General features: G+C 50.0%; 25 protein-coding genes and 2 pseudogenes. 4 read left to right on the forward strand and 23 right to left on the reverse strand.

Features of this window, described 5'->3' with window-relative positions; all coding sequences use genetic code 11:
• Positions 1 to 394: 394 nt before the first annotated feature.
• The 7 genes from G614_RS0110255 to G614_RS0110290 form a co-directional block, all read right to left on the reverse strand.
• Positions 395 to 1,444 carry an acyltransferase family protein gene (locus G614_RS0110255; RefSeq protein WP_027641859.1) on the reverse strand — a complete coding sequence of 350 codons (1,050 nt, stop codon included), beginning with the start codon at positions 1,442 to 1,444 and terminating at the stop codon, positions 395 to 397.
• Between the two features lie 137 nt (positions 1,445 to 1,581).
• A complete protein-coding gene (locus G614_RS0110260) occupies positions 1,582 to 2,751 on the reverse strand; it encodes a ribose-phosphate pyrophosphokinase (protein ID WP_027641860.1) in 1,170 nt (389 codons plus the stop codon).
• Between the two features lie 121 nt (positions 2,752 to 2,872).
• On the reverse strand, positions 2,873 to 3,853 hold the full coding sequence (locus tag G614_RS0110265; protein WP_027641861.1) for an ATP-binding protein: 981 nt from the start codon (positions 3,851 to 3,853) through the stop codon (positions 2,873 to 2,875).
• Between the two features lie 21 nt (positions 3,854 to 3,874).
• Complete coding sequence (locus tag G614_RS0110270; protein ID WP_027641862.1) at positions 3,875 to 5,119, reverse strand: DnaD domain protein; 1,245 nt, start codon at positions 5,117 to 5,119, stop codon at positions 3,875 to 3,877.
• A 262-nt stretch (positions 5,120 to 5,381) separates the two neighbouring features.
• Complete coding sequence (gene murC, locus G614_RS0110275; RefSeq protein ID WP_027641863.1) at positions 5,382 to 6,767, reverse strand: UDP-N-acetylmuramate--L-alanine ligase; 1,386 nt, start codon at positions 6,765 to 6,767, stop codon at positions 5,382 to 5,384.
• Positions 6,768 to 7,084: 317 nt separating this feature from the next.
• Entirely contained in the window at positions 7,085 to 7,582 is a 498-nt protein-coding gene (locus G614_RS0110285) for a QueT transporter family protein (protein ID WP_027641864.1), read from the reverse strand.
• 215 nt (positions 7,583 to 7,797) lie between these two features.
• Complete coding sequence (locus G614_RS0110290; protein WP_027641865.1) at positions 7,798 to 8,007, reverse strand: sigma factor; 210 nt, start codon at positions 8,005 to 8,007, stop codon at positions 7,798 to 7,800.
• Between the two features lie 212 nt (positions 8,008 to 8,219).
• Here G614_RS0110290 and G614_RS29880 point away from each other — a divergent pair.
• From G614_RS29880 to G614_RS0110305, 3 genes and pseudogenes are all read left to right on the forward strand, one after another.
• Positions 8,220 to 8,300 (forward strand): annotated as a pseudogene (locus tag G614_RS29880) (Uma2 family endonuclease); the annotation flags it as partial.
• Between the two features lie 216 nt (positions 8,301 to 8,516).
• Positions 8,517 to 8,735: a hypothetical protein gene (locus G614_RS0110300; RefSeq protein ID WP_027641866.1), complete on the forward strand. Its 219-nt coding sequence runs from the start codon at positions 8,517 to 8,519 to the stop codon at positions 8,733 to 8,735.
• A 36-nt stretch (positions 8,736 to 8,771) separates the two neighbouring features.
• Positions 8,772 to 9,317: a Uma2 family endonuclease gene (locus G614_RS0110305; protein WP_027641867.1), complete on the forward strand. Its 546-nt coding sequence runs from the start codon at positions 8,772 to 8,774 to the stop codon at positions 9,315 to 9,317.
• Positions 9,318 to 9,863: 546 nt separating this feature from the next.
• Here G614_RS0110305 and G614_RS0110315 read toward each other — a convergent pair.
• From G614_RS0110315 to G614_RS0110350, 8 genes and pseudogenes are all read right to left on the reverse strand, one after another.
• Complete coding sequence (locus tag G614_RS0110315) at positions 9,864 to 10,625, reverse strand: ABC transporter permease (RefSeq protein WP_027641868.1); 762 nt, start codon at positions 10,623 to 10,625, stop codon at positions 9,864 to 9,866.
• Positions 10,626 to 10,650: 25 nt separating this feature from the next.
• Positions 10,651 to 11,853 carry an ABC transporter substrate-binding protein gene (locus G614_RS0110320; protein ID WP_027641869.1) on the reverse strand — a complete coding sequence of 401 codons (1,203 nt, stop codon included), beginning with the start codon at positions 11,851 to 11,853 and terminating at the stop codon, positions 10,651 to 10,653.
• Between the two features lie 62 nt (positions 11,854 to 11,915).
• Complete coding sequence (locus G614_RS0110325; protein WP_027641870.1) at positions 11,916 to 12,743, reverse strand: ABC transporter ATP-binding protein; 828 nt, start codon at positions 12,741 to 12,743, stop codon at positions 11,916 to 11,918.
• Positions 12,740 to 13,905: pseudogene (locus tag G614_RS27245) on the reverse strand (MalY/PatB family protein). Before G614_RS27245 ends, G614_RS0110325 begins: the two are co-directional and overlap by 4 nt.
• Positions 13,906 to 14,126: 221 nt before the next feature.
• Complete coding sequence (locus G614_RS0110335; RefSeq protein ID WP_027641871.1) at positions 14,127 to 14,519, reverse strand: NifB/NifX family molybdenum-iron cluster-binding protein; 393 nt, start codon at positions 14,517 to 14,519, stop codon at positions 14,127 to 14,129.
• Entirely contained in the window at positions 14,497 to 14,871 is a 375-nt protein-coding gene (locus tag G614_RS0110340) for a DUF134 domain-containing protein (RefSeq protein ID WP_027641872.1), read from the reverse strand. The genes G614_RS0110335 and G614_RS0110340 overlap by 23 nt, the downstream gene beginning before the upstream one ends.
• A gap of 64 nt (positions 14,872 to 14,935) precedes the next feature.
• Positions 14,936 to 15,364: a type II toxin-antitoxin system PemK/MazF family toxin gene (locus tag G614_RS0110345; protein ID WP_027641873.1), complete on the reverse strand. Its 429-nt coding sequence runs from the start codon at positions 15,362 to 15,364 to the stop codon at positions 14,936 to 14,938.
• Positions 15,365 to 15,428: 64 nt separating this feature from the next.
• Positions 15,429 to 16,331: a LysR family transcriptional regulator gene (locus tag G614_RS0110350; protein WP_027641874.1), complete on the reverse strand. Its 903-nt coding sequence runs from the start codon at positions 16,329 to 16,331 to the stop codon at positions 15,429 to 15,431.
• Between the two features lie 227 nt (positions 16,332 to 16,558).
• Here G614_RS0110350 and G614_RS0110355 point away from each other — a divergent pair, with 227 nt between their 5' ends.
• Entirely contained in the window at positions 16,559 to 17,599 is a 1,041-nt protein-coding gene (locus G614_RS0110355) for a YeiH family protein (protein WP_027641875.1), read from the forward strand.
• Positions 17,600 to 17,725: 126 nt separating this feature from the next.
• On the opposite strand, the gene G614_RS0110365 is transcribed toward G614_RS0110355, so the two are convergent.
• The 8 genes from G614_RS0110365 to G614_RS0110410 form a co-directional block, all read right to left on the reverse strand.
• A complete protein-coding gene (locus G614_RS0110365; protein ID WP_027641876.1) occupies positions 17,726 to 18,556 on the reverse strand; it encodes a MurR/RpiR family transcriptional regulator in 831 nt (276 codons plus the stop codon).
• Between the two features lie 49 nt (positions 18,557 to 18,605).
• Positions 18,606 to 19,502 carry an ROK family protein gene (locus G614_RS0110370; protein ID WP_027641877.1) on the reverse strand — a complete coding sequence of 299 codons (897 nt, stop codon included), beginning with the start codon at positions 19,500 to 19,502 and terminating at the stop codon, positions 18,606 to 18,608.
• Between the two features lie 168 nt (positions 19,503 to 19,670).
• Positions 19,671 to 20,126, reverse strand: coding sequence for a YhcH/YjgK/YiaL family protein (locus tag G614_RS0110375; RefSeq protein WP_027641878.1), 456 nt, complete (start codon positions 20,124 to 20,126; stop codon positions 19,671 to 19,673).
• 21 nt (positions 20,127 to 20,147) lie between these two features.
• On the reverse strand, positions 20,148 to 21,650 hold the full coding sequence (locus G614_RS0110380) for a sodium:solute symporter (protein WP_027641879.1): 1,503 nt from the start codon (positions 21,648 to 21,650) through the stop codon (positions 20,148 to 20,150).
• A gap of 188 nt (positions 21,651 to 21,838) precedes the next feature.
• Positions 21,839 to 22,756, reverse strand: coding sequence for a dihydrodipicolinate synthase family protein (locus G614_RS0110385; RefSeq protein ID WP_027641880.1), 918 nt, complete (start codon positions 22,754 to 22,756; stop codon positions 21,839 to 21,841).
• 66 nt (positions 22,757 to 22,822) lie between these two features.
• On the reverse strand, positions 22,823 to 23,509 hold the full coding sequence (locus G614_RS0110390; RefSeq protein ID WP_027641881.1) for an N-acetylmannosamine-6-phosphate 2-epimerase: 687 nt from the start codon (positions 23,507 to 23,509) through the stop codon (positions 22,823 to 22,825).
• 413 nt (positions 23,510 to 23,922) lie between these two features.
• Entirely contained in the window at positions 23,923 to 24,378 is a 456-nt protein-coding gene (locus tag G614_RS0110400) for a sensor histidine kinase (protein ID WP_027641882.1), read from the reverse strand.
• A 428-nt stretch (positions 24,379 to 24,806) separates the two neighbouring features.
• Positions 24,807 to 26,315, reverse strand: a complete 1,509-nt coding sequence (locus G614_RS0110410) for an AMP-dependent synthetase/ligase (protein WP_027641883.1) — start codon at positions 26,313 to 26,315, stop codon at positions 24,807 to 24,809.
• Positions 26,316 to 26,331: the final 16 nt, after the last annotated feature.

Consider the following 26,331-nt stretch of genomic DNA (forward strand, 5'->3'; position numbering starts at 1 on the left):
CTCTGATAGTTACAATAATAGTATAGTTCCCCCAAAATGTCAACCTCTATTTTCCCGCCACGCCCCCTTTTCACGCTGGTTTCATATGACCGCCATGATGCTCTCTCACGCCACTGTCAGATGGTTTCCATAGTACTTCCATACTGCTTCCATACTACTTCCAAACCGTTTTCCTGTCTGTCATACAAGTGGATTCCGGGCGAACCGCCCCCTTACAGGTGCCTGTGCACGCACCCCAACGCCTGCGCACAAAACGCAGTGCCAAAGCTATCACGGCAAGAAATGCCGTGGAAGTAGTATCAGAATATCATAAAATCATGCTGATTGCAAGGATTTCTGCCGGGCTTTCCGGAGGCGCTGCCTGCCGGGACTTCCCGGACGCGCACTGCCCGGCTTACCTTCCTCCGGACAGCATATAATAAACATTGGGTACGAACCTTCTCATAACGCCGCCAATCAGGGCGCTGATCGCCGTCATGAGGGCGGGCATCAGGATGAATACGGCCAGGGCAATGAACGCACTTCCGGGGAAGGCAGCCGCGGCTGCCTTGTTGATAAGCCTTACCCAGGCAAAATGAATGGCATACAGGAAAAAGTTATGCTTCATCCACTCCCTGGCAGCCGGAAGGTCCGCTGCCTTCACAGCCAGGACAGCCGCGCAGACTCCCCACAGCCTCCAGCATACGGTGTAAAGCGGGCGCTCCCACAGCAGGCCTCCGAAGCGGCCCAGGTACAGAAGAAAGCCCATGGCCAGCAAAAGAATGGCTCCTGCCGCCATATTCTTCCCAGCCCCAGCCCTTTCCTCTATTTTCCTACCCCAGGTATCCCTGTGAAGGCTCACCCAGGCAGCGGCGCAGAAATAAAACAGGGCGTCCAGGTTAAGGAGGGGCATGGCCCAGTTCTTCCAAAGACCATAAACCATGATTCCCAGGGCAGCGGCGCCTGTGACATTTCCCCGCATCACAGTATAAACCAGAGGTGCCAGCGCCACCAGAAGAATCAGCTGGAACAGATACCAGAACACCGGATTATAGGAATAGCACACAAGAGCGTCAAAGAGCCGGGTCCCGTTAAAGGGTATGGGCGTCTTTCCCACCACCCCGGACAGGCCGGCCAGGCGGGTGGCCGCCACATACCCCATATAGTAAAGGAAATTCCACAAAAGATAGGGCAATACCAGGCTTCTTATCCTGGAACGCCACTTTGGAATGAGCTTCTCCCAGCAAAAACCGCGAAAAAACAGATAGGAGGACACCATGAAGAATCCCGGCACCGCTATCTGTCCCAGTCTCTCTCCCAGTATACGCTCTATCCCTGCGTCCTTAAGGGCTGCCTCCGGGGTCCCCATGAACAGCTCCCCATTAAAGGAGTGCACCCATACCACCAGCAGGCTGAACAGGAATGTAAGCCAGTAAACCTTGTCGCGAAACTGCTTTTCTTCCATACAGTATCTTCCCCCTGTCCCATAACAAATGTCAGATATCCAAAAAGGCCGCCCCCATGACCTGCCTTAAGCGCCGCAGCATACCCCGGCAGGCAGATATAGGAAAACGGCCTTGTATCCTTTACATCACGTTCCTGTTAACTGCGGTACTGAGCCAGCAGCCGGTTGATCCGCTTGGTAGGCGTCAGCAGATCGCTCAGGGATGCGTCATGATTGAGGTTGTCGATAATGAGGGCAATATACTTGCTCATATCCACATTAATATAGTATGGTCTCTCAAGAAGATCCGGGGTCTGATATACCAGGTTCGTGGTCAGTATCCGGTCAATGATTCCCTTATCATAATACTCGTCAAACTTTGTAAGTCCCCCTGTAAAAAGGCCAAAGGTAGCGCACACAAAAACCTTCCCGGCCTTCCTGCGCTTCAGCTCCTTGGCCACATCCATGACACTCTCACCTGAGGAAATCATGTCGTCGACGATGAGCACGTCCTTACCCTCCACGCTGGCTCCCAGGAACTCATGGGCCACGATGGGGTTGCGTCCGCCAACGATTTTCGTGTAATCGCGGCGCTTATAGAACATACCCATGTCCAGTCCCAGCATGTTGGAAAAGTACACGGCTCTTCCCGTGCCGCCCTCATCCGGGCTGATGACCATCATATGGCTGCTGTCAATCTGCAGGTCTGTCTCATTCTTTAAAAGATATTTTAAGAACTGGTAGATAGGCTGAACTGTCTCAAATCCCCGTAAGGGAATGGCATTCTGGACCCTGGGGTCGTGGGCATCAAAGGTAATGATATTCTCCACTCCCATGTTCACCAGTTCCCTGAGTGCCAGGGCGCAGTCCAGGGATTCTCTCCCGGAACGCCTGTGCTGGCGGCTCTCATATAAGAACGGCATGATTACATTAATCCTGTGGGCCTTGCCTGCTGCCGCTGCAATCACGCGCTTCAAATCCTGGAAATGGTCGTCCGGTGACATATGGTTGGTCATTCCGAACAGGGAATAGGTCAGACTGTAGTTGCATATATCTACCATGATATACAAATCGTCGCCCCTTATGGACTCTGTCACAAGTCCCTTGCCCTCTCCCGTGCCAAACCTGGGGGTTACGGCGTTGATGATATAGGAATCTCTCTGATATCCGGAAAATGCTATGGTAGACTTGTGTTCGCTTTCCCGCTCCCGTCTCCAGTCCACCAAATAGGCATCCACCTTATTACCCAATTCCGTACAGCTCTTTAATGGAATCAGTCCCAACGGACCCACGGGAATGGTTTCAATGATTTTCTCCTCGTATAACATGGTTAACATCCTCCTGTTTTTTGCCGGAGGCCTCTTTGCCCGGACCGGCATATACTTTTATACCATCATTCTCCATGATTCGTCAAGGCCCTTCCGACCCCGGAAATGCCTTAATTATACGTTACTTTTTTAACAGTCTGATATCTCCTCCATATAACGGGATAATCCTGTATCCGCTCATGATCCTGGAGGTAACACGGTCCGTATAGGAATCCCTGAGCCGGGCCAGAGTCAGGTTCGTGGATATGATGGTGGAACGGCTCATGTTCATCCGCTCATTGATACAGTAGAACAGCTGGGAGGAAGTAAAGCTGTTGTTTAACTCCGTTCCCAGATCATCAATGATGAGAAGGTCACAGTCCAGGATGAACCGGTACATGTCCTTCATGTCCTCCGCATTATCATAATCAAACTTATTCCTGGAAAATACATCAAATAGATCGCTGGCTGTCAGATAGATGACTGAATGGAAATCATCCATCAGTTCCCTGGCAATACAGTTGGTGAGAAACGTCTTTCCCACGCCCGTGCTTCCTGTAAACAGGAGGTTATCATGTTTCTTATCAAAGTCCCGGACAAACTCCTTACATCCCGCCACTACCCGGCGCATGTAGGCTGCATTGGTAATGCCCAGCTGGGGAAGTATCTCCGTATCATCGTAGTACTGATAACTCAGAGCCTTAAAATTCTCCCGTTCCAGCACATCCTCCAGATTGGACTGGGCATGAAGCAGCCTCATCTGGGCCTGAAGGAAACAGTGGCACTTACGGCCGTCTATAAGCCCCGTATCCCTGCAGTCCGGACAGCGGTAATGAAGCTCCAGGTAATCGTCAGAATAGCCGGCGGCCCTGATGATAAGGGCCTTCTGTTCCCGCAGATCATTAAGGTCCTCCTTCAGCCGGTCCAGGGCACTTTTATCCCCTTCCAGCAGCTTTTTGGCGCATGCCACGGAACGCTCTGCGATTTCCGCTTCCAACTGCCTTACCACCGGCAGCCTTGTGTAAATCTCTCTGCGCCGCTCCTCCAGTTTGTGGTGGTTCTCGATCTGCTGCCTTCCATACTCCCTCATGATTGCGTCGTACTGGGAATTGCTCAGTGCCATGGTTCACTCTCCTTATGTGTATTAGGGCTGCTGCCCCACCCACTCCTTTACCTGCTTTAAGACCAGCGCATCATAATCCGTATCCCTCTGCTTGAAATTATGGAACTGGTTGGATGAATTCTTCCTGGCCCCTGAGCCCTGCCTGGCCGATGAGACGCCGGAGTCATACTTCTGCAGTCTCTTCTCCCTGCATTCACCGCTCTCCTCCCTGACAGCCGTGCGCTTTACATCCAGGTCCTTTATATCAGCTAAGCCCCGTACGCCGGCCTTCTGCCAGTCTGACAAAATCTTGTCCGCATACTGGAAGCTGGGGTTGTGGATGGCCGTGATTGTCCTGTTGCACGCTTCCAATACCACTTCCCTGGAAAATCCATAGTCCCTGAACCACTTGTCCATCAGCTTCTGCTCCGGTGCCGCCGGCTTCCTGCTGTTGATGCCAAATGCCTTCATGACCGCAAAGGAATCACGGTTATGGGAAGTGCTGTAATCCTTGGCCTCCAGTGCCGTCCTAATTCCCTTTTCATGCCAGCTCATGGCCACGGTCTCCATGTAACGCACCGATATGTGGCCGTTCTGTACACAGTATTCCACCAGATACTCTAAGAGCTCGCTGCTCATGGATAAACCCTCATACAGATAGGCAAATACCTGGCAGTCCCTGGGGGTAAATACCTTATTCATGTACTTCTGGGCAATATAGAGAAGCTGGGAAAACTCCTCGTCCTGAGCCAGACGGTTTACCTGTTCCGTGGAATAGACAGGAATACAGCCGTCCTCCTGACCCATGGTTTCTGTGCGCTCCCGGACTCCGGCCTGTTCCCGGATGCCTGTCTGTTCCCGGACTCCGGCCTGTTCCCGGATGCCTGTCAGCCCGCGGACATCTGCACGCCCGGCTGTCCCGTTTTCCCTCTTAAACGTCTCAGCCCGCAAATCAGGGACCGCTGCCTGTACCCCGTCCTGCTCCCGCGTAAGGGTACGGGCCCCGGACTCAGGGCGGACCAGTTCACCCTGAACCGGCTGTTCCTGTTCAGAGGCAGTCAGCACGCCCGCCTTCTTCCAATAGGAGAGGGCTCTGCGCACATCTGATTCCGTATGGTTCAAGGCATCCGCAATCAACTCTATGGTGATATCCTCACCCTGATGGCGGAGCACATAGAGGTACACCTTCACATATTCGCCGTTGGCGGCAGCCATATATGTATCAATGAATTCATTGGCCACAGCCGTAACCGGAACACTCCATCTATCCTTCATATTTCCACCCATCCCTACCACTCCTTGGTTCATTCTATCATAACACATCCACTTCCAAAAGAAAATAGGTGCGGTTTTGCACACTCTTTGATGTGGATAATGTGGATAATGTGGAAAAATGGTGGACATAACTGTCCCCGTTCTTCATAAAACTCCATTTTTACCGTATAAATCCAAGATTTTTTAAATCGTGCGACATTTTTTTATGTTAATCAAAAAATCCACATAGTTTCTTTACATAAAATGTTGAAAACTATGTGGATAATGTGGATAACTATTGTCCTAACAGCTTTTCTCCTACTTTTACAATGTCTCCGGCCCCCATAGTTATCAACAAATCGCCGTTCATACAATTTTCCAAAATAAATGTTTCAATCTCATCAAAGGACGGAATATAGTGGGCCTTGGTGCCCAGCTTCTCAATCCGCTCCGCCACGTCCCGGGAGCTGACCCCCAGGGTATCTGTCTCGCGGGCTGCATAGATATCAGCCAGAATCACTTCATCCGCAGCGGACAGAGCCTCCGCAAACTGGTCCAGGAATGCTCTGGTCCTGGTATAAGTATGAGGCTGGAACACACACCACAGCTTCCTGTGGGGATAATTCCTGGCCGCCGCCAGGGTAGCCTTTATCTCCTGTGGGTGATGGGCATAGTCGTCAATGACCGTGACACCTGCCACCTCTCCCTTTTTCTCAAACCGTCTGTCCGTGCCGGTAAATCTTCCCAGCCCCGACATAATGGCGTCAAATCCGACTCCCAGCTCCAGTGCAATGGCAATGGCTGCCAGGGAATTATATACATTGTGCTCTCCCGTGACACCCAGAGTGATGCGGCTCACTGCCTCTCCCTGGATTACCAGGTCATAGGAGGGCCTGGCAAACCCGTCATATGTTATGTTCCGGGCCGTGTAGGTGCTGGAAAGAGGCTTTCCAAAGGTAACCACCCTGCACTTGAGGCCTTTGGTGATTTCCTCAACCTTCTCAATTCCGCTGTTCACCACCAGAAGGCCTTTGGCGGGAAGCTTCTCGGCAAACAGCCGGAAGGAATGGCGTATGTCCTCAATATCCTTAAAGAAGTCCAGATGGTCCTCCTCAACATTCAGTATAACTTCCATGGTGGGATAAAAAGACAGGAAACTGTTGGTATATTCACAGGCCTCTGTTACAAACAAATCAGGACCGCCCACACGGATGTTGCCTCCTATGTCCTTTAGAATACCACCCACGGAGATGGTGGGATCCAGGCCGCCTGCCAGGAGGATATCCGTGAGCATGGAAGTGGTGGTGGTCTTACCATGGGTTCCTGAAATGGCTATGGATTCTTTGTAATTACGCATCAGCTCCCCCAAAAGCTCTGCTCTGGAAAGCATGGGGAGTCCTTTATCCCTGGCTGCCCTGAACTCCGGATTATCTTCATGGATGGCTGCCGTATACACCACCACGCTGATTCCCGGCTCCCTCTCAATATTGGCTGCCCTCTGCCCGTAATATACCCGTGCTCCCTTCTTCTCAAGATGCTCCGTCAGGGCCGTCTCATGGGAATCGGAACCGGATATGGAGAATCCCTCATCCAAAAGGATTTCCGCCAGGCCGCTCATGCTGATGCCTCCGATTCCGATAAAGTGTACATGTTCTGGTTTATTAAAATCTATCTGATACATAATCAATAATCCTTCCCTGTGCCTGTCATACATTTTCCTGCACAAAAATATCTCTTCCCTATTATATCAAAAAAAAATCGAAAAGCTATATAAAAAATGGAGAAATACCGGCTCCCCGGCATTCCTCCTTGACAGACCTGATATAGGATATACGCTTTGGCCGCGGCTTGAGCCTGCTCACCCGCTTTCCAAAACGTTTTTGCACATTAAAAAGGAGAGGATCCGGCTCCCGGTCCTCTCCCAATTGATTCATATTTATTTTCCGCCTTTCTGCGAAAGGCACCGATGGGATTATGAAACCCGTTCTCTGACGGCGTTCATGCTTCCTGCCGCCTGAAAACCAGGTCCTTATACCGCTCAAGCGTAATCAGCAGCGTATTGCCCAGCACGCCGATTGCCAGAATCTCTCCGATTCCCACTGTCACCATTGCCATAAGAATCATATCCTCAGAACCATAGGCATATCTTAACACCCATGGAATGATAATGGTGTTGGACAAAATAGGCGGTATGCAAACGCACCATTTGTGATTTCTCAGATACCATGAACCGGCAGCGCCAATAAGCGTGGCCAGGCTTCCGAATACCACGTCCAAGGGCATGGCCCCGCAGAGCAGGTTGGAAAGCAGGCATCCCACAAATAGTCCCGGCACGGCTGCCGGCGTAAAGAATGGCAGTATACAAAGCGCCTCCGCGATTCTGAACTGGACCGGGCCGAAGCTGATGGGCGCCAATACCATGGTAAGCACCACATAGATGGCTGCAATCATGGCCCCCTGGGCCAGTCCGTACAGTTTCCTGTTGTTTTGTCTCATATTCTGTTGTCTCCTTTAGTTTTGTTTTAGGTGTGGAAGGTCTCGAACACACCGGTGTTTGTTGCAGATTGTCCCGGAAATGCTGATGAATACTGGGAATCTGCGGCCTTATTGCAGGGGATAGTGTAGCATATTTTTTGTGGAAATGCAAGCCGCTACTCCATTTTTACCCCATCAGGCAAATTTATATAGAAAATGGGCCAGTTTCCAGGCCCTTAAAATGCTTTTGCAAACTTCACACCCTGGGCCGGGTCGTATCCATCAATGGCAGGATATAAGGCAAGATAGCCCTCCTGCTCCAGGTCCTCCAGTTCCCAGCTGTCCCGGTACTTCCAGGCCACTGCATGGATGAAGCGCCGCACCTGAGCTGCTCCATATTCCCAGCCACGTCCTCCTCGCCTTAATCTGTCTGCCCTCAGCGGCACGATTCCCGCATCCGGCCATTATGAAAAGCAATACAAAGCAGAGCAATCCGTTTTTTCATCTTTACTGCCGCCTTTCCTCCAATGCTTTCAGCAGATATGCCATGTTCTGACCGAGATTTCTCATGGTGTCGAGACCTTCTTCATCCTTCATCCTCCGGCATCTGCCCGTAGGCCATCGGTCAGTAAGAGGAGGAGCGTAACCCTATGCCATTACCAGCCGCCAGATGGACTATTATAAAAAACTGGCCCTCTATCAGGGGGCAGGGGTACGTGAATACTGGATTGTAGACCCGGATACTTAAATCCGCTGATAAAACCATTCTCCTGGCTGCAACAGCCCACCTCCGGACAGATTTCCTCCAGCTCCGCACTGGGAGACAGAATTCCTTAGTGAATCTGGTCGTATATCATTCCTATACTTTTTTATTTTATTTGAAATTAAATTGTTTGCATTGTAAACGAATTAGTGTTATAATAGTTATATAAATCAACAGGAAGGAAGTGATATAATGCCACTGACTTTTGCTGAAAAGGTCAAAATAATATTAAATCGGCGCAATATGACTATCACTGATTTAGCCGCCTCACTCGGTACAAGCCGTCAAAATTTAACTAACAAATTAGCCCGTGACAATTTCCAAGAAAAAGAAATGTTTGAAATATCCAGTAAATTAAATTGTTCTTACAAAGGGCTGATAGTTATGAATGATACTGGGGAAGAATTATAAATATCCCCATACCCCACAGGAAGGAGCGTAACCCCTATGCCATTACCAAAAGAAAGAATCTATACCTTGGATGATATCTACAACCTGCCGGATGGAACCCGGGCAGAACTGATTGACGGTCAGATTTATTATATGGCGCCGCCCAGCAGGAAACACCAGGATATCCTTTCATTCCTGCATTTGGCTATCGGAAATTACATCACCCGGAACAAAGGAGAATGCAAGATTTACCCGGCCCCCTTTGCTGTATTCCTCTTTGAGGATGATTCAAAGTATTTGGAACCTGATATTTCTGTAATCTGCGACAAGGATAAACTGGATGAAAGAGGCTGCAAGGGTGCACCAGATTGGATTATTGAGATTGTATCCCCCAGCAGCAAGCCTATGGACTATTACACTAAGTTAGCCCTATATCGTGAAGCTGGTGTCCGTGAGTACTGGATTGTAGACCCATTACGGCAAATTATCCTTGTGTATGATATGGAGCATGGGGACAGCCCGGTTATTCATTCATTTAGTGATTCAATCCTAGTAAGGATTTATCCCGGATTTTCTATTGACTTTAGCCAATTAACACTTTGATACCATCCACCTTGCAGCAGAGCCATGACGGGCCTGCTGCTTTTCCTTTGCCCATCTGCCTGTATCCACATCGCGTAATACAGTTCAATTCCCCATTTTTATTCCTTAAGCAATACTTTTATCACCTGGAATGTTTCTGTCCATTCTCGCCCGTCCTGCTCTTTGATTTCTGGACATAGACACATCTTTTTGCCAGCCCCGAAGGTATATACTGGTATGACGCTGTCAGCAGAATGCCTGTCAGCCCCAGCCAAAGACTCCGAAAAAAGCCAGGTCAAACAACTGGCGCCGGATTCCAGGCCGCTTACGTCCGCAAGATACTCATGCAGGGCGCAAAGGACCAGGCAGAAGCAGGCAAGGACTCCGGCAGTACGGTTCCGGCAATAAGGACGGAGGCAGTACGGACAGCGGGGCCGCCGGGGCAGACAGGAACATCTCCAGCACCCTGACCCTGGCCAGATATGTCAGGCCCGCATGAACACAGCTTTATATACCGTGTTCATGCGGGCCTTTTTTCTGATTTTGTTGATTTTCCGCCGAATTCCTCTAATCTATCGTCCACTTTAACAAATACTTTTTCAGCATCTCAAATATCTGCATCACGATAACCAGTACGACTACCATAAAAACAAAACCAACCCATGTATTGGCGAAAATACCTAACTCCGCATACTTCTTCACGAAATATCCCATGCCCTGTCCTGCCCCGTACATCTCAGCAAACACCAGCATAACGAAGGAACTGCGCAGGGAATTGACAAATCCCGCCAGGATGGATGGGCTTGCCGCCGGAAGGATGACTTTTATCAGCCTCTTAAACCCCCGCAGTTCCAGGGTGGCGGCCTTGTCCAGATATCGTTTGTCGATTGTCATGATACCTGTAATGGTGGCAAAAAGGGTTGACCACATAATGTTGTAAACAATCAAAAAAACGGATGCCGAAAACAGGCTTGGAGCCATGAGAAGTACAAAGGGGGACAGGAGAATGGATGGTATCACGCTAAAAGCGTAAATGACCGGATACAGGACTTCCCTTACCCTTGTATTCATCCCCATGATTGTTCCAAGGAACAGGGCAATAAGCAGCGAAACTGTCACGGACGGTATCAGCAGCTTAAAGGATGCCAGCATATTGCCTGCCATCATGCCGCGGCTTGAGATAAATGCCTGTTTAATCGCGTCTGCTGATGGGAACAGATATGGATTCACCAGTTTATTTTCCGTCACATAAACATACAGCAGCACCAGCCCTGAGAATATGCAGAATGTAATCCAATATTTTTTTATAAATGCTCCTGCCTTATTCATGTCCCCGTCTCCTTAACCGCTCCTCTTATTTGTCGTTCTCTTCAAAGAAGGTTTTCATATTCTGGTAGAACTCAGGCGTTTCCCCGCCATATGCCTCTGCTGCTTCCCCAAGGGCTTCCTCATATAACTTTGTATTGATATGGTCATCAATATTGATCTCTTTTGCTTTTTCATCTAAGAATCCTGTTTTGTCAAGGATATCCCACGCCCGCTTTACAGAATTTTTAAGGGGGTCAGCACTTACAAAATAGTGCTCGTCATCCAACATATAAGCAGCCACATATTCTTCCGTGGCCTTGATCTTTGCGGCATGTAATTTTACGGCCTCCTCCTTATTGCTCTCATAATAAGACTGTGCCCGTAACAATGCGCGGATAACGGCTTTTACCGTATTGGGATTATTATTTACCCATTGGGTCTGGCCTTCCATCCTGCAGCAGGAATAATTCTCCATGATTTCACTCTGATAGCTTACAATGTCAATTTCCCCGTTTTTCGCCATCTCCTGAACAGCCAGGTTCTGTCCTGTTCCCATAAGCGCATATTCTACGTCCCCGCGGATTACGGCTGCCAGGGCGTCATTGTAATCGGAATAAATTTCCCAGTCCACGGCTTCAAGGGGATTATCATAGCCAAGGTCCATCACTGCGCCCGTAAACGCAAAGTAGCTTGGATTCACCGCCACCTTTTTGCCGATAAAGGATTCGATTCCGTTCCACTGGGCACCGGCTTTCGCCACAACCGGCATACAGCCTTCCACCATGTGACCCCCAAAGATTGTCAGGTCCACCCCGGCTGCAATCTGCTGCAGTGGGTTGCTTGTTCCTGCATTCGATACAACATCCACCTTGCCCGTAGCTAACAGCGTCATTGCGTCGGCATTAGCATTGGCCTCAACGTACTCGATTGTGATTCCCTCGTCTTTCAGATATCCCTTTTCCTCTGCAATTGTCAGAAGCACATTACCGCTTGTTCCGCAGTTCCATTTTACCACGCTCTGCTCCGGCGCGTTTCCACTCGATGCCTTTTCATCCGATGCTGCCTGCTCCGATGTATTCTCCACAGGTGTTTCTTTTGATGCAGCCTCACTTTCCTCCTTTGACGCGCTTTCGCTTGCTGATGTCTCCTCTGTTTTTCCACCGGCATTGTTCTCTGCCGTGCCGGCGCAGGCCGCCAGACTGACTGACATAGCCGCTGCCAGAAGCACTGTAAAGATTCTCTTTTTCATAGCTTTTTCCCTTTCTGCTACCGTATATTTATGGTTATAGGTCCTGACAGCCGGTCAGCTCCCTATCCATCCTCTATTTCAATGTGGTCTTCCACATCCCTGTTAATCTGGCAAATCAATTTGGTGCGCATCCTGAGCATTTCCAGATTCTCAAACTGTGTCTTTCTTGTGGGGCGCCCGTCTTCCGGAATCGCGCACTCATATATTATGCTGCTTGGCGATTGACCCAGCACAATGATGCGGCTGGCGAGAAGCATTGCCTCATCTACATCATGGGTCACAAAAAACACGGTTTTCTTTGGATTGTCCTGTGCCCACAGCTTGAGTACCAGGTCCTGAAGCCTGGCCCGCGTCACTGCGTCCAGCGCCCCAAACGGCTCGTCCATCAGCAGGATGGGCGGGTCCATGCTGAATGCCTGGGCAATCGCACACCGCTGCTTCATGCCGCCGGACAATTCCTTTGGAAGCATCTTATAGACGGATTCCTCCAGCCCCACTTCCAACAACATGTTCACGGCAGTCTGCTTTAGCTCCTGCTTTGTCCTTCCTGGAAAACGCTGTTTTAATGTAAGCAGGATATTTTCACCGGCTGTCATCCACGGGAACAAACCGTAATCCTGGAATACAACGCCGCGCTCCAGACTGGCTCCTTCCACCTTTTTATCTCCGATTAACAGTTCTCCGGACGTGGGCTTTAAAAGGCCGGCCAGCAGGCGCAAAAGCGTGCTTTTGCCGCACCCGGATTGTCCCAGAATACAGACAAACTCTCCCGCCTCCACCTCTATATTTATATCCTTTAAAATTAATTTTCCGTTGGCTTCATATGCAAAAGACAATTGATTTATTATAATATTTTCCATATCCGCAAGTGTCACTTTATCCTTAATCAAACGTGTTTCAGGGCCCGGATTATATTCTGCGCCGCCAGTTCAATATTTTCCTTTCTGGTCGCAAGATTAACGCGGATAAATCCGGCATACCCGCCTTCACCAAACCAGCTGCCATAATCCACTGCCAAACCGCATTTGTCCTGGATGACATGTTTCATGTCCTCCGGCTTTATGTATCTGCCCAAATCAATCCACATCAGGTACGTTCCTTCCAGTTCGGAAATCCACACATCCGCAAGCGCCTCCAAAAGCGCATTTCTCATATAGCGGTAATTGGCCTCTATGATATCCAGTACCTGCTCAAGCCAGTCCCTTCCCTTTTCATAGGCGCTTTGTACCGCAATATAGCCAAATGCATTCCCGCCATTAATCCGCAGCCGTTTTAAATACTGGTCATACATATCCCGCAGTCCCTGATTAGGAATGATCAGGATAGAATTCTGGCAGGCTGCCAGGTTAAATGTCTTGGTCGCTGCGGTAAGTGTGACCAGAATATCATCGTACGTCCCGGTGGTGGCAGCTACAACATGCTCATGGCCTTTCATGATGATATCCTGATGAATTTCATCGGAGATAACATAGACATGATGCTTCTTACATATATCCAGCGCCTTTTGTATCTCCTCAGATGTCCATACCCTGCCCACCGGATTATGAGGGGAGCACAGTATGAACAGCCTTACGTCATGTTCCGTGATTTTCTGTTCAAAATCCTTATAGTCCATCACATATCCATTTTCCGTACGGACAAGGGGACTTTCCACAAGCTGTCTGTTATTATTAAGGATTGCATCGCGGAATGGATAATACACAGGAGGCATAATAATAACTCCCTCCTGTTCCCTGGTCAGTATATGCATCAGCCAGTTGACGGCAGGAACAACTCCGGGAGCAAAACGCATCCATTCTCTTTTTACCTGATAATTGTGATATGTTTCCTCCCACCGGATAAATGCATCTCCGTATGCATGAGGCGTATTATAATATCCGAACACTCCGAAATCAGCGTATTCCTTTATCGCATCCTTCACACATTCCGGAACCTCAAAATCCATATCAGCCACCCACAAAGGAAGCAGGTCCTCATTGCCAATTTCTCCCCGCAGTTATCCCACTTCATGGAGTTTGTATTTTTTCTTTCCTTATAAATTATCTGATTCATCATGACCCTCTTTTGTATTATCAAATTATTGTTTGGATTATACATTTAATTTAGTTTACTAATAAAAAAATTGTTTGTCCAATTGGATTTTTCTATGTAACGGTTCTTACCTGTAATGTTATTTAGGCCCCGGCTTGATGTAAAAAGAGGACATGAAAAATGCCGGTACGTGAATCCATATCCACATGCCGGCATCTATCTGCTTTATTCACTTTTTTTTATTAATTATGCTCCCCGCAGCTGTGTCCGTGTCCATGGCAGTTATGCTCCCCGCCCTCATGGTGATGGCTGCACATGGTATTTGGATCATAATCCAGGCTGCCGCTTAACAGCGCCTCCACTGCCTGGTCTGCATCCCCGGATGCACCTGGATACAGTTCGATTCCGGCCTGGGTCAGGGCTGTCCTGGCGCCGCCGCCGATTCCTCCGCAAATCAGCACCTTTACTCCCAGGTTCTTCAAAAACACAGCCAGGGCCTCATGGCCGCTTCCGCCTGTTCCCACTACCTGTGAGGACAGGATTTTCTTATCCTTTGTGTCATATACCTTGAACTCCTTTGTATGGCCAAAATGCTGGAATACCTGTCCGTTTTCATATGTTACAGCAATCTTCATTACAATCTCCTCCTTGTTTGTTATTACAGCGGCGTCTGTGGCGCCCGCGTTTCCCGCAGTTCTTCCCGCAGCAGTTTCCTCCGTCCGGGCACAGCTGGTAGTTGCCTCCCCGGATTTCCAGCCTCTTCCCATTGACCAGACAGTCCGCCAGCTTTTTCCTGGCTGAATTATACACGGCCTGGACCGTGGTCCTGGCCACCCCCATCTGGTCTGCGCACTCTTCCTGGGTGCAGTCCAGCCAGTCAATGAGCCGTATGGTCTCATACTCCTCCAACCTGAGCTCCACCACGCTGTCCATCTCCTGGTTCAAAGGACCAAACGTGTCTATGGACAGGGCCGTCCCCTGCCTCATTCAATGTATGCAGAAAACGGCCCTGTCATCATTATTTCTTTGTACCCGAGCAGACATTGCTATCTCATGAATACGACGGCAGAAAGACCCGTCCCATATTTCCTGTCAGATGCCCCAGCCCTAAGCTGGTAACCATGGCCTGTTCGATTCCCGCCATCTGCCCGGAATCCAGATGTCCTATGTATTCCTTCAAACGGTTCCGGTCTATGGTGCGAATTTGTTCTGCCAGTACGGTGGAATCCTGCTTTAAGCCGCCGCGCATCCTGCGGATACACACATGGGTGGGAATGGCTGCCTTGGTGGAGCGGCTGGTGATGGCTGCCACGATTACGGTTGGGCTGTATTTGTTCCCCACATCATTCTGGATGACCAGAACCGGCCGGATTCCCCCCTGCTCAGACCCCACTACCGGCGACAGGTCCGCATAATATAAATCTCCTCTCAAAATTGTCTGGTGCACACACTGGTTCATGTTCTTGTTCTCTCTATACATATCATTACCTCGCTGATTCATAAATGGTGTTTTCTAATTGAAAGTATCACCATCCCTGAGGTAATTAATCATATGTGGGACAACCTTTTTTATTCTGCAGTTCCCTGCAAATCATCCTGTACGTATCCGCGTATATACTTCCCTTATTCCATATAAAGGCAAAGTCATGTTCCATCTGGAAATCCCTCAGTTCCAGTTCCCTGAGCCCCCCTTCCTTTATCCCTTCCTCCACCGCAGTCCGGTACAGGAAGGTGATTCCCGCATCCTTTTCCAGCAGCTGGAGAATGACATGCATGCTGCCGATTTCTGTAATGTGGGCAAAATCAGACAGGCGGATATTCTTGATATCCAGATTCTTCTCCAGGATATCCCTGGTTCCCGACCCTGGCTCCCGTATGAGCAGATGTTCCTCCAAAAGATCTCTTAACCGGACCGGCTCCCTGGCAAAGACATGGCTGGCAGCACATACAGGGATGAAGGGCTCTGTTCTGAAAACCATGGAATCAAAATCCACATCATCATAATATCCCTCAATCAGGGCAAACTGAATCTCTCCGGAAACCAGCTTGTGCAGAAGCTCGTCCGTATTGTTGATGACAACGCTGATGCGGTCCTCCGGATGGCTGTGGATGTAGCGGGCCAGGGGTGCGGATATCACCGACTCCCCGATGGTCCTGGTGGTCCCGAACCGCAGGCTCAGCCCTTTCCCTGCCCCCTCTAACATCTGTTTTCGCAGGAATACCTCATCGTTCTTAAGGGTGGTGGCTGCGTGGAGCAGCCGTTCTCCTGCCGGAGACAGGTGTATCTTCTTTCCCTCTGCCAGGAACAGTTTGACCTGATACATGCTCTCCAGATACCGTATATGCTGTGACACGGCGGGCTGCGTGATGTGCAGCGCCTCTGCGGCCCTTGTATAATTCATGTACTCACAGACAGCAAGAAATGTGTAAACCCTGAAATCCAGCACCTGATTCCCTCCTTTGATTCCGCCATTGATTTTGTTTCTGATTCTTCCACTGATTCCGCTTTTTGTTCTACCTCTGTTTTTCCTTATCATAACACATTCTTATAAAAATATAAATATATATAATTTTACTTTATGCCTTCCATAAGTTACCATATAAACCGTGTGCTGCGTTTTACACCCGGCACTCTATCAAATATCAAAATCGGAAATATGAGGAGGAAAAAGAAATGGCATCATTACAAAAGAAATGGAAAGGATTGGCATTCTGCCTGTTACTGGCTGTCCCTTCCTGGTTTCTGGGGAAAATGTTCCCCATCATAGGCGGCGCTGTCATCGCCATCATTGCCGGCATGGTCATAGCCGTATTCATGAAAAATAAAGACGGGCTGGAGGACGGCATCAAGTTTACCTCCAAAAAAATACTGCAGTGGGCGGTCATCCTTCTGGGCTTCGGTATGAACTTAAATGTGGTGCTGGAGACGGGAAAGCAGTCTCTGCCCATCATTGTGTGCACCATCACCACCTCTCTGGTGATTGCCTTTGTACTCCATAAGCTCATGCATATCCCATCCAACATCTCCACCCTGGTGGGTGTGGGCTCCTCCATCTGCGGCGGTTCCGCCATCGCAGCCACGGCGCCTGTAATCAATGCGGATGACGATGAGGTTGCCCAGGCCATATCCGTAATTTTCTTCTTTAACGTACTGGGAGCCATCCTGTTCCCCACCTTCGGCAAGGTTCTGGGATTTGACACTGCATCCGGCAATGCCTTTGGCATCTTTGCCGGAACAGCCATCAATGATACATCATCCGTCACTGCTGCGGCAGCCACCTGGGACAGCATGTGGAATCTGGGGGCAGCTACCCTGGACAAAGCAGTCACGGTAAAGCTGACCAGGACCCTGGCCATTATTCCCATCACCCTGTGTCTGGCCTTCATCCGGACCAGGAAGAAGGAAAAGGAAGACCAGGCCAGCGGGCAGTCCGTAAGCTTTAAGGATATCTTCCCGTTTTTCATCCTCTACTTCATCGGGGCCTCGGTCGTCACGACCATTGCCATGGGAGCAGGGATTCCTGCCTCAGTCTTTGCCCCTATTAAGGAGTTGAGCAAGTTCTTCATCATTCTGGCCATGGCAGCCATTGGACTGAACACGGACCTGGTCAAGCTCATCCGCACCGGCGGCAAGCCCATCCTCATGGGAGCCTGCTGCTGGGTGGGAATCACCGCAGTGAGCCTGGGACTTCAGAGCGCGCTGGGAATCTGGTAAAATACATACATATTACCCCAAAGGGGCTTCCCTGCCTATGCCCTGGTCCGCCATGGCCAAAAGGCGAATCCGCATGTAATGGCCTGAATTGCCCTTAGACGTGCCCTGACACATCTTTTCTCTCCCTCACAGCACCTTCTCCCTGCGCCCCGTTTCCAGGGCCCTCAATGTACTGTCATGGAGCACTTCCTTCTTATACTGGTCCTGGGACAGATAGTAGGAATAGAGTATGTCCGTCAGGAGGAGAATGGGGAACTGGGGCGAAATCACATTTCCATGATTCAAATGGAACAGCGAGGGAAGAAGCATCACCTCATCGCAGAAGGCATCGAAGTCAGGCCTGTTCCTGGCTGTGAGCATCACGGTCCTGGCCCCCCGCTTGTGGGCTTCCTCCAGAAGGTATAACACCTCCTCCTTCTCACCGCTGATACTGACGCCAAAGGCAAGGCAGTTCTCGTCCTGGAACACGCCGCGCATACGCATCATGTCGCTGTGATCCATGGACGTGATGTCCAGGCCGATTCGCATAAAGCGCAGCTCCATCTCCCTGGCAGCCAGGCCTGAGCTTCCTGTTCCGCAGACAAACACGCGGCCCGCCTTGGCCATATACCGGCACACCCGCTCAATCTGCTTTTCATTTACCAGGTTATATGTCTTATTCAGAAGTTCCTGGTAGGCATTGAGCACAGTCCTGGTGTTGCCTGTAATGGAGTCCTGCTTGACCACGAAATTTTCCTCGTACTGGTAAATGAATTCCCTGTATCCCCTGAATCCGCATTTCTTTGCAAACCGCGACAGGGACGCCTCCGACACAAACAGCTTTCCGGCCACTGACTTGGCTGAGAAATCCATCTGCTCCCTGTTATAAATAAAAAAATCCGCAATACTGCGCTCCACCGTTGTAAAATTCACATAATTGGATTCTATGACCGGTATCACTGATTTCAGATATTCCATAATACCTCCTCCTGGTTAAAACCACGGGCCTGCTTTAAACAAATGCCGGTCAGTTCCGGGCCTTTCCCTGTCTCTCCAGGAAATGATAGTAGGCCCCCCGCATCCCCGCGTCATTCTGGTGCTTCGCAAAGGCCAGCTCTGTCTTTTCACATATGCTGGATACCAGATACCGGGCAAGGGCCTTTTCCAGTCTGGGCCGCAAGTACTCCTCCTGGGCCATGATTCCCCCTCCCAGCACCACTGTCTGGGGGTTCAGCACATAGCATATATTGGAAATGCCTTTGCCCAGAACATCGCACATCTGGTCAATGGCTTCCCCGCATATGGGGTCCCCTTCCTTGGCCAGCTGGAAGATGCGGTAGCCGTTCCACTGGGCCTCAGGCTCCCCCTTGGCAGCCGCCACCCGTTTTACCAGTATGCTGGCAGCTCCCAGGGTCTGGAAATCGCTTCCGTCCATGTGCATGTATCCCACCTCACAGGCGCTTCCACTCCATCCGTGGTACACCCTGCCGCCGATGATGATACAGCCGCCGATACCGGTTCCAACCGTAAGGCACAGGGCTGACTGGGCCCCTACAGCTGCCCCGGACACAGCCTCTGCCAGGCCGGCGCAGTTCACATCATTTTCCACCTCGCAGGGAAGTCCGAATTCCGCCTCCATGCTGGCCTTGATCTTAGTTCCCGCATACCCCGGAATCAGAGGGGCGGAATAGAATATCTCCCCCTTCTCCACATCCACCATGCCGGCAGTGGATACACAGATACCCTCTGCCTCCCAATACTTTAGGTAATCCGCCGCAATCCCCAGGACCTTTTTAAGCAGGGCGGGCCCGCCCTTTAAGGCCTCGGTTGGCACCTTATCCTTTGCAAGAAATTTCTCATTTTCGTCCAGCACTCCGTGCTTGATTTCCGTTCCTCCGATATCAATGCAAATATACTGTTTCATCGTGACACCGCTCCTTTAAATCTTCTTTTCATCCTGTCCTGCCGCTTGTCCAGACGCCGACCTTCCACTGTCCTGCCACAAAAGGCAAACCTGCCCGGAGCGCAGACGGGATGCTCCGTTTGCGTTCCAGGGTCTTTGGTTTGCCTCTGTCTCCGGGTCTATATGCTTTTAATGGTCAATCCGCACCTTGAATATGGCCTTCTTGATTTTCTCAGATTCATTTACGGCCACGGCTGTGCGGTGCCCGTCCTCCGGGTAGCAAATCAGGAAATCGCCTGCCCGGAGTACTGCATGGCTGTTGGGCTCGCCGTCCATGGGAAGGAAGTCATCCTTCTCCACATATTCCTTCTGCTCCATGTTCTCTATAAAGTTTAAATCAATCTGCTCCTGCCCGTTAAGCATTAAATGTACATCCAGGTAATTCCTGTGGGCTTCCCAGAAACGGTTCTCAGGCTGGGTGGTCTCATACTCCACCACATTGACAAACAGTCTCTCGCCGTCAATGGGATGGCTTCCCTTTTCGTAGGACGCCAAATCGTGCTCCTTTGCATAGGCAAAGCATTCCTTTAAATCCTCAGGAAGAAAGGCATACGTCTTTTCCTGTGTGATGTTTCCAAATATCATGATTACCTCCTGTTAAAATCATTAATTGTGGTAAATCGTAGCGTCCTTTACCGGCTTGTATGTATCCCCGTCCATCTTTCTTGTAATCATGCTCACCGGGATTCCCACTACCAGTGAGATGGCGATGGAGATGATGGAATAGGACCAGATGGATACGGAGCCCGCAGGAGCCATGTACTTTATGCAGACCATGGTAACAGCTGCCACAAAGAATGCCACGTAAGCGCCCTTTGCATTGGCTACCTTTGTGAATGCACCCAGGGCAAATGTACCGCCCAGCACGCCTAACACCAGTCCCATGAATCCGTTGAACCACTCATAAGCTGACTTGATTTCGCCGTTTGCCAGTACCATGGACACCAGGATGGCCACAATGCCCACTCCCAGGGATACATACTGTGCGATTTTTGTCTGAAGGGCAAAGCTCATATCCTTCTTGGAGAGACGCTCCTGTATGTCCAGGGTCCAGCTGGTTGCCACTGAGTTAAGGCCGGTAGACAGGGTGGACTGGGATGCCGCATAGATGGCTGCCAAAAGCAGTCCTGAGATACCTACCGGAAGCTCATAAGCAATATAGGAAGCGAAAATCTGGTCCTGCTGTGCTGCCGGCGGAAGTGCATTCTGGCTGTAGAATACATACAGGCCTGTACCGATGAGGTAAAATACGGTTGCAATGAAGATGGACAGCGCGCCGTTGGTCAGCATCATCTTGTTCAGTTTCTTTATGTCTGTGGTGGTGGTGAAACGCTGCACAATATCCTGGCTGGATACATAGGAGGAACAGGTGTTAAGACCTGCGCCCACAATCAGCAGGAATACGCTGTCCTTCAGTATGTTCGGATTGAAAATCGGCTGGTCAGATGCCAGGAACTTGCCTCCGGCCATGGACTGGAAGATGGCTCCGAATCCGCCGTTGATGCCGCCTGCCAGATAAAACAGGGCAAAGGTAACGCCTGCCAGAAGAACGCTGCCCTGGATGAAGTCGGTCCAGAGAACGGATTTAAGTCCGCCTGTGTAGGAGTAAATAATGGCAATCACACCCATGGCAATAATCAGAAGGTTCACATTAAGACCTGTGAGCTTGGAGAGTACCATGGACGGAAGATACATGATGATGGACATACGGCCCACCTGGTATACGATGAACATAACAGCGCCCAGGACACGCAGGCCCTTGCTTCCGAAACGGATTTCAAGGTAATGGTAGGCTGTGTCAATGTCCAGCTTACTGTAGATTGGCAGGAAGAATTTAATGGTAATGGGGATAGCAACAATCATGCCTAACTGTGCGAACCACATAATCCATGTTCCTGCATAGGAATTTCCTGCCAGGGACAGGAAGGAAATGGGACTTAATAATGTTGCGAATATGGAAACGGAAGCAACCCACCACGGAATGGTGCCGTCTCCCTTAAAGAATTCTTTTCCCTTCATCTCCTTTTTGGAGAAGAAAAGTCCGGCAAATAATACAGCCGCAAGATAAATAACCAGGATAATCAAATCAATTGTAGTAAAACCCTGCATAAATCAATCTCCCTTCTTTGCTATACAGAAAACCTTGGGAAACATCCTCCTTTTCCCAAACGTTTCCGGTCCCATGCCGGCCCTTTCTCCCTCCAGAAAGGACCGGGGACCATTTACTTTTATCTGCAGTAATGCACAGGTAATTGTGAACAGAGCGCCTGACGTCTGGGCCAGGAACGCACCTGGTCTTAGCAGTATGCTGCAACTGCTTCCTTCACCATGCGGGCTGCTTCCTGTGCAATGGCTAGGTCAGATTCAATCAGCTGCGGCAGCGGCTCCCTGACTCCGCCCAGGTCCAGGGACTCATTGATGCGCAGTATCTCTTTAATCATACCGTACATGTTGCCGTGTCCGGAGCACATCTTGTAGATAATGTCGTTGGCAGCGTACTGCACCTTCATGGCCTCTTCCATCTTTCCTGCCTTCACCAGCTCATCCATCTTGAGGAACAGCTCAGGCATCACGCCGTAGGTTCCGCCGATACCGGCCTCCGCTCCGATGACGCGGCCGCTGATAAACTGCTCGTCCGGACCATTGAAGATGATGTAGTCATCCCCGCCTGCCAGCTTGAACATCTGGATGTCCTGTACAGGCATGGAGGAATTCTTGACACCGATGACCCTCGGGTTCTTCCTCATCTCGGCAAACAGGCTCTGTGTCAGGGCCACACCTGCCAGCTGAGGGATGTTGTAGATAATGAAATCCGTGTTGGGAGCTGCCTGGCTCATGGCATTCCAGTAAGCGGCAATTGCATACTCCGGCAGATGGAAGTAGATGGGCGGAATGGATGCGATGGCATCAACGCCAAGGCTCTCCGCATGCTTTGCCAGCTCCACACTGTCCTTTGTATTATTGCAGCCCACATGTGCGATAACGGTCAGCTTGCCCTTGGCAACTGCCATCACATTTTCCAGTGTAATCTTGCGGTCCTCCAGACTCTGGTAGATGCACTCTCCTGAAGAACCGTTCACATAAACGCCCTTAACGCCTTTTCTGATGTGGTACTCAGTCAGTGCCCTTACCCTCTCCGGGCTTACATTTCCCTCTGCGTCGTAGCATGCGTAAAATGCAGGAATAACACCTTTGTACTTTTCTAAGTTTGCCATAATCTTACTTCTCCTTTCAATGACCCGTTCGGTCCCCTTTATTATGAAATGGTTAACATGTTTGTACTAATCCAGCGCCTCTGCAAAGGACTTTGTAATCAGCTGGGGCCTGGTGATGCTGGAACCTACCACCACGCTGAAGGCCCCCAGTTCAATGACCCTCTTTGCCTTTTCCGGCGTGTTGATGTTCCCCTCCGCAATGACTCGGTGTTTTACCTTTGCCACAATCTGACGGATGATTTCAAAATCATTGGATTCAATTTTAAGGTTTCTGCTGTGGTCCGTATATCCCACCAGTGTGGTTCCGATAAAGTCAAATCCCAGCTGGTCGGCGTGAAGGGCTTCCTCCACAGTAGAGCAGTCTGCCATCAGCAGCTGGTCCGGATAGCTTTTCCGGATTTCCCTGTAAAATTCATCCAGGGTCCTGCCGCCCGGCCGCAGGTCCGCAGTGGCGTCCAGGGCAATGATTTCCGGTTTGACTTCCATCAGCTCGTTGACTTCCTTCATGGTAGGCGTGATGTATACCTTGCTGTCCTCGTAGTCCCGTTTCACGATGCCGATGACAGGCAGGTCAACCTGAGCCTGGATTTCAGCGATGTCCTCCTTGGTGTTGGCACGGATGCCGAATGCTCCGCCCTCCTTTGCTGCCAGGGCCATCCGGCCCATGATAAAGGACGAATGAAGCGGCTCATGGGGCAGGGCCTGGCAGGATACAATCAGTTTCCCCTTCAGGCTCTCTACTTTTTCGTTCATATGCGTTCCTCCTTGTTATGAGCACTTAGCTTGTTATAAGTACTTAGCGGCTTGTTTGTTCTGGTCGCTCATCTCTTGTAGCTTTAGTATAGCAGGTTTGATTTTAATTTCAATAGTACTTGGTTGTTCAGTAAGTTCTTTCATCCTTTTTAAATCAGGGCGCTATAATACACAAGTTTTTGACGGGTAATTTGTGTATTATGTACAATAAAACGTTCCTTGTTTCTTTATCATTTCCTGGTTTTCTGCAAAATAAAAGAGGGTGTCGCAAAATCATCATTAAATTGGAAGGCCATCCACAGTCCGCAAGATCCATGCTCCATTCTGAACCGCTGCGTCCATGTGCCCTGCAATCTCCGATGTCGTGGCAGAATCCCCCTTTACATATGCCGGACTATGTTTTCTCAGCAACGTCATAACCCGTTCCTTTTCAGCCAGGCTCTGGAAGTGATTTCCGTTCCGCCCTCCGGCACGCTTCTAATCTGGTAGGATGCCTGTTCACCGTATATCAGTACGATTCTCTGTATGGTGCCAATCAGGCCAATCCCGGTTCCCGACACATCAATATCAATATTCCATATTTTATGATAGTCCTGAAGTTTTAACAAGGTGAGCGCATCTATGCCCACGCCGTTGTCCCGGACCTGAATTTTCATCCGGCCGCCCTCCTCCGGCCCAATCCGGATGCGGATATGCCCGTTTCCGCCCATGGGCTTGATCCCGCCGCCCTCCTGCATGCCCCTATTCCAAGAACCGCGGTCATGACGCAAATCCATATGGTTAAATGTCTCAAACCCATCATACCTTCCCTCGCAGCATCTTTCTACAGCCTTGTCACAAAGCACTTCCCTTGAACTTCCCAGCAGCATTTCTTTACAGCATTTCCGTTATCCCTTAACAGCTCCGGCAGTGGCGCCTTCCAGCCGCTGTTTTCTGGATATTTGTCTCCCTGCCCGATACTCCCTGGGAGGAGAGCAGCCGGTAAAAAAAATCCTGGTCCATTTCATCCCTCCATCTGAACACGTTTTAGATTATATCTTTTTTCAGTTCCGGGATGAATAAAATAAATTGATGGAAAACCGTATGATTTTGACTGATTTCTGCCCGGATTTTCTTTCCGGATGCCGGATAGGGCAGGAAATGACTTTTAGAATGGACAGCTTTTACTTTTTATAGTACTCTTTTTACCTTTCCGGGCATCAAAAAAGCGGTTAGCAGGAAAACAGAATATATCTCTGATTTCCGCTAAGCCGCCCATAACGTACGGTACAATGTTTATTTATAGGGTAAACACGTCCTAAAATCTTTTAATTTTCTTTGACGGCGTCTTCTCAAACTCCGTCTCCCTGACAATCAGGCTGTAGATTCGCTTATAGACCGGCATATCCTTATTAAACCCGTCAATCAATTCCTGAAGCGTTCCCCGGATATCCTTAATATGCTTTTTCTTTGCATACTCGTAATCCGGAAATACTTCCGCCTCTATAATCTTATCCTTTTCCCGAACCAGGATTTCCTTCACCAGTTCCGAACGGCTCAGCTCGTTCTCCAGCTCCTCCGGAGACACATTTTCACCGTTGGCCAGGATAATCAGGTTTTTGCGGCGGCCTGTGATATAGACGAAATTGTCCTCATCCACATACCCTAAGTCTCCGGTCTTAAGCCATCCGTCCTCCAGAGTCTCGGCAGTCTGCTCAGGCATCTTGTAATAACCCTGCATGACGCTGGAGCCCCTTACCCAGATTTCCTCATCCACCACCTTGGCCTCGCAGTTGGGAAGAAGTTTTCCAACGGAACCCTTCTTATTCTCCCATTCCAGGTTGGTGCTGATAACCGGCGAGCACTCAGTCATGCCGTAGCCCTGAAGGATGGTGATGCCATATTCTTTGAAACGGTCTACGTAGGCCGGGTCCAGGTAAGCCCCGCCGCTGCATATGATTCTTAAGTTGCCCCCAAAGGCAGCCTTTGCCACCATCTTTTTGGGAATCAGGCTTCCGGCATCCTTTAACTTTCCGTAGATGGACTCAATGACAAGGGGCACCAGCAGCACGATTTCCGGCTTGAACAGCTTCATATTGCGCTGTACATGCATAATGGAATCATTGATGCAGATAATCATTCCTATATAAAGCCCCTTTATGATGTCCATGGTCAGGCAGTAAACATGGTTGATGGGCAGCAGGGTCATGGACACGGTTCCCGCAGGTATCTTCATGTCCAGGCAGACAGCATTGTCCGTCAGGTTCCTGTGGCTCAGCATGACTCCCTTGCTCTTTCCGGTGGTGCCTGAGGTAAAGAGTATGGTGCAGAGCTGGCCGCCGGCAAGCTCTGTCTCATATGTACCGGCATTTTCAGCTATCAGACGGGACAGTGATAGCACATCCCCCACTGTATCCGGGGCCTGCATGGATACCACGTGCCTGATGCCCGGACATTTCTCACGGACAGCTCCTGCCACGTCAGAGTGCAGTTCATCGTACACCAGCATTTCCACATCCGCCCTGTTTAAGAGCTCATAGATGGCTTCTGCCGGAAGCTGTGCGTCGATGGGCACTGCCACGCTGCCGCTGTTCACTATTCCAAAATAGGCAGTAATCCACTGGTAGCTGGTAGTGCCTATGACGGCGATATGCTTCCCCTTCATCCCAAGGGCCTCCACGGCGCGGCTTACGGCCATGGAATCCAGGTTCACCTCATTGTATGACTTATCAATGATTTCCTTTTTTACCTTGTACCGGAATGCTGTCTGCTCTCCATAAGTCTCTGCGCCGTGCCGGATTACATCCCTTAATGTCTCTGCTGCCATATCTTCCTCCTGCCTT

The organism is [Clostridium] clostridioforme AGR2157 (assembly GCF_000424325.1).
GTDB lineage: Bacteria > Bacillota > Clostridia > Lachnospirales > Lachnospiraceae > Enterocloster > Enterocloster clostridioformis_A.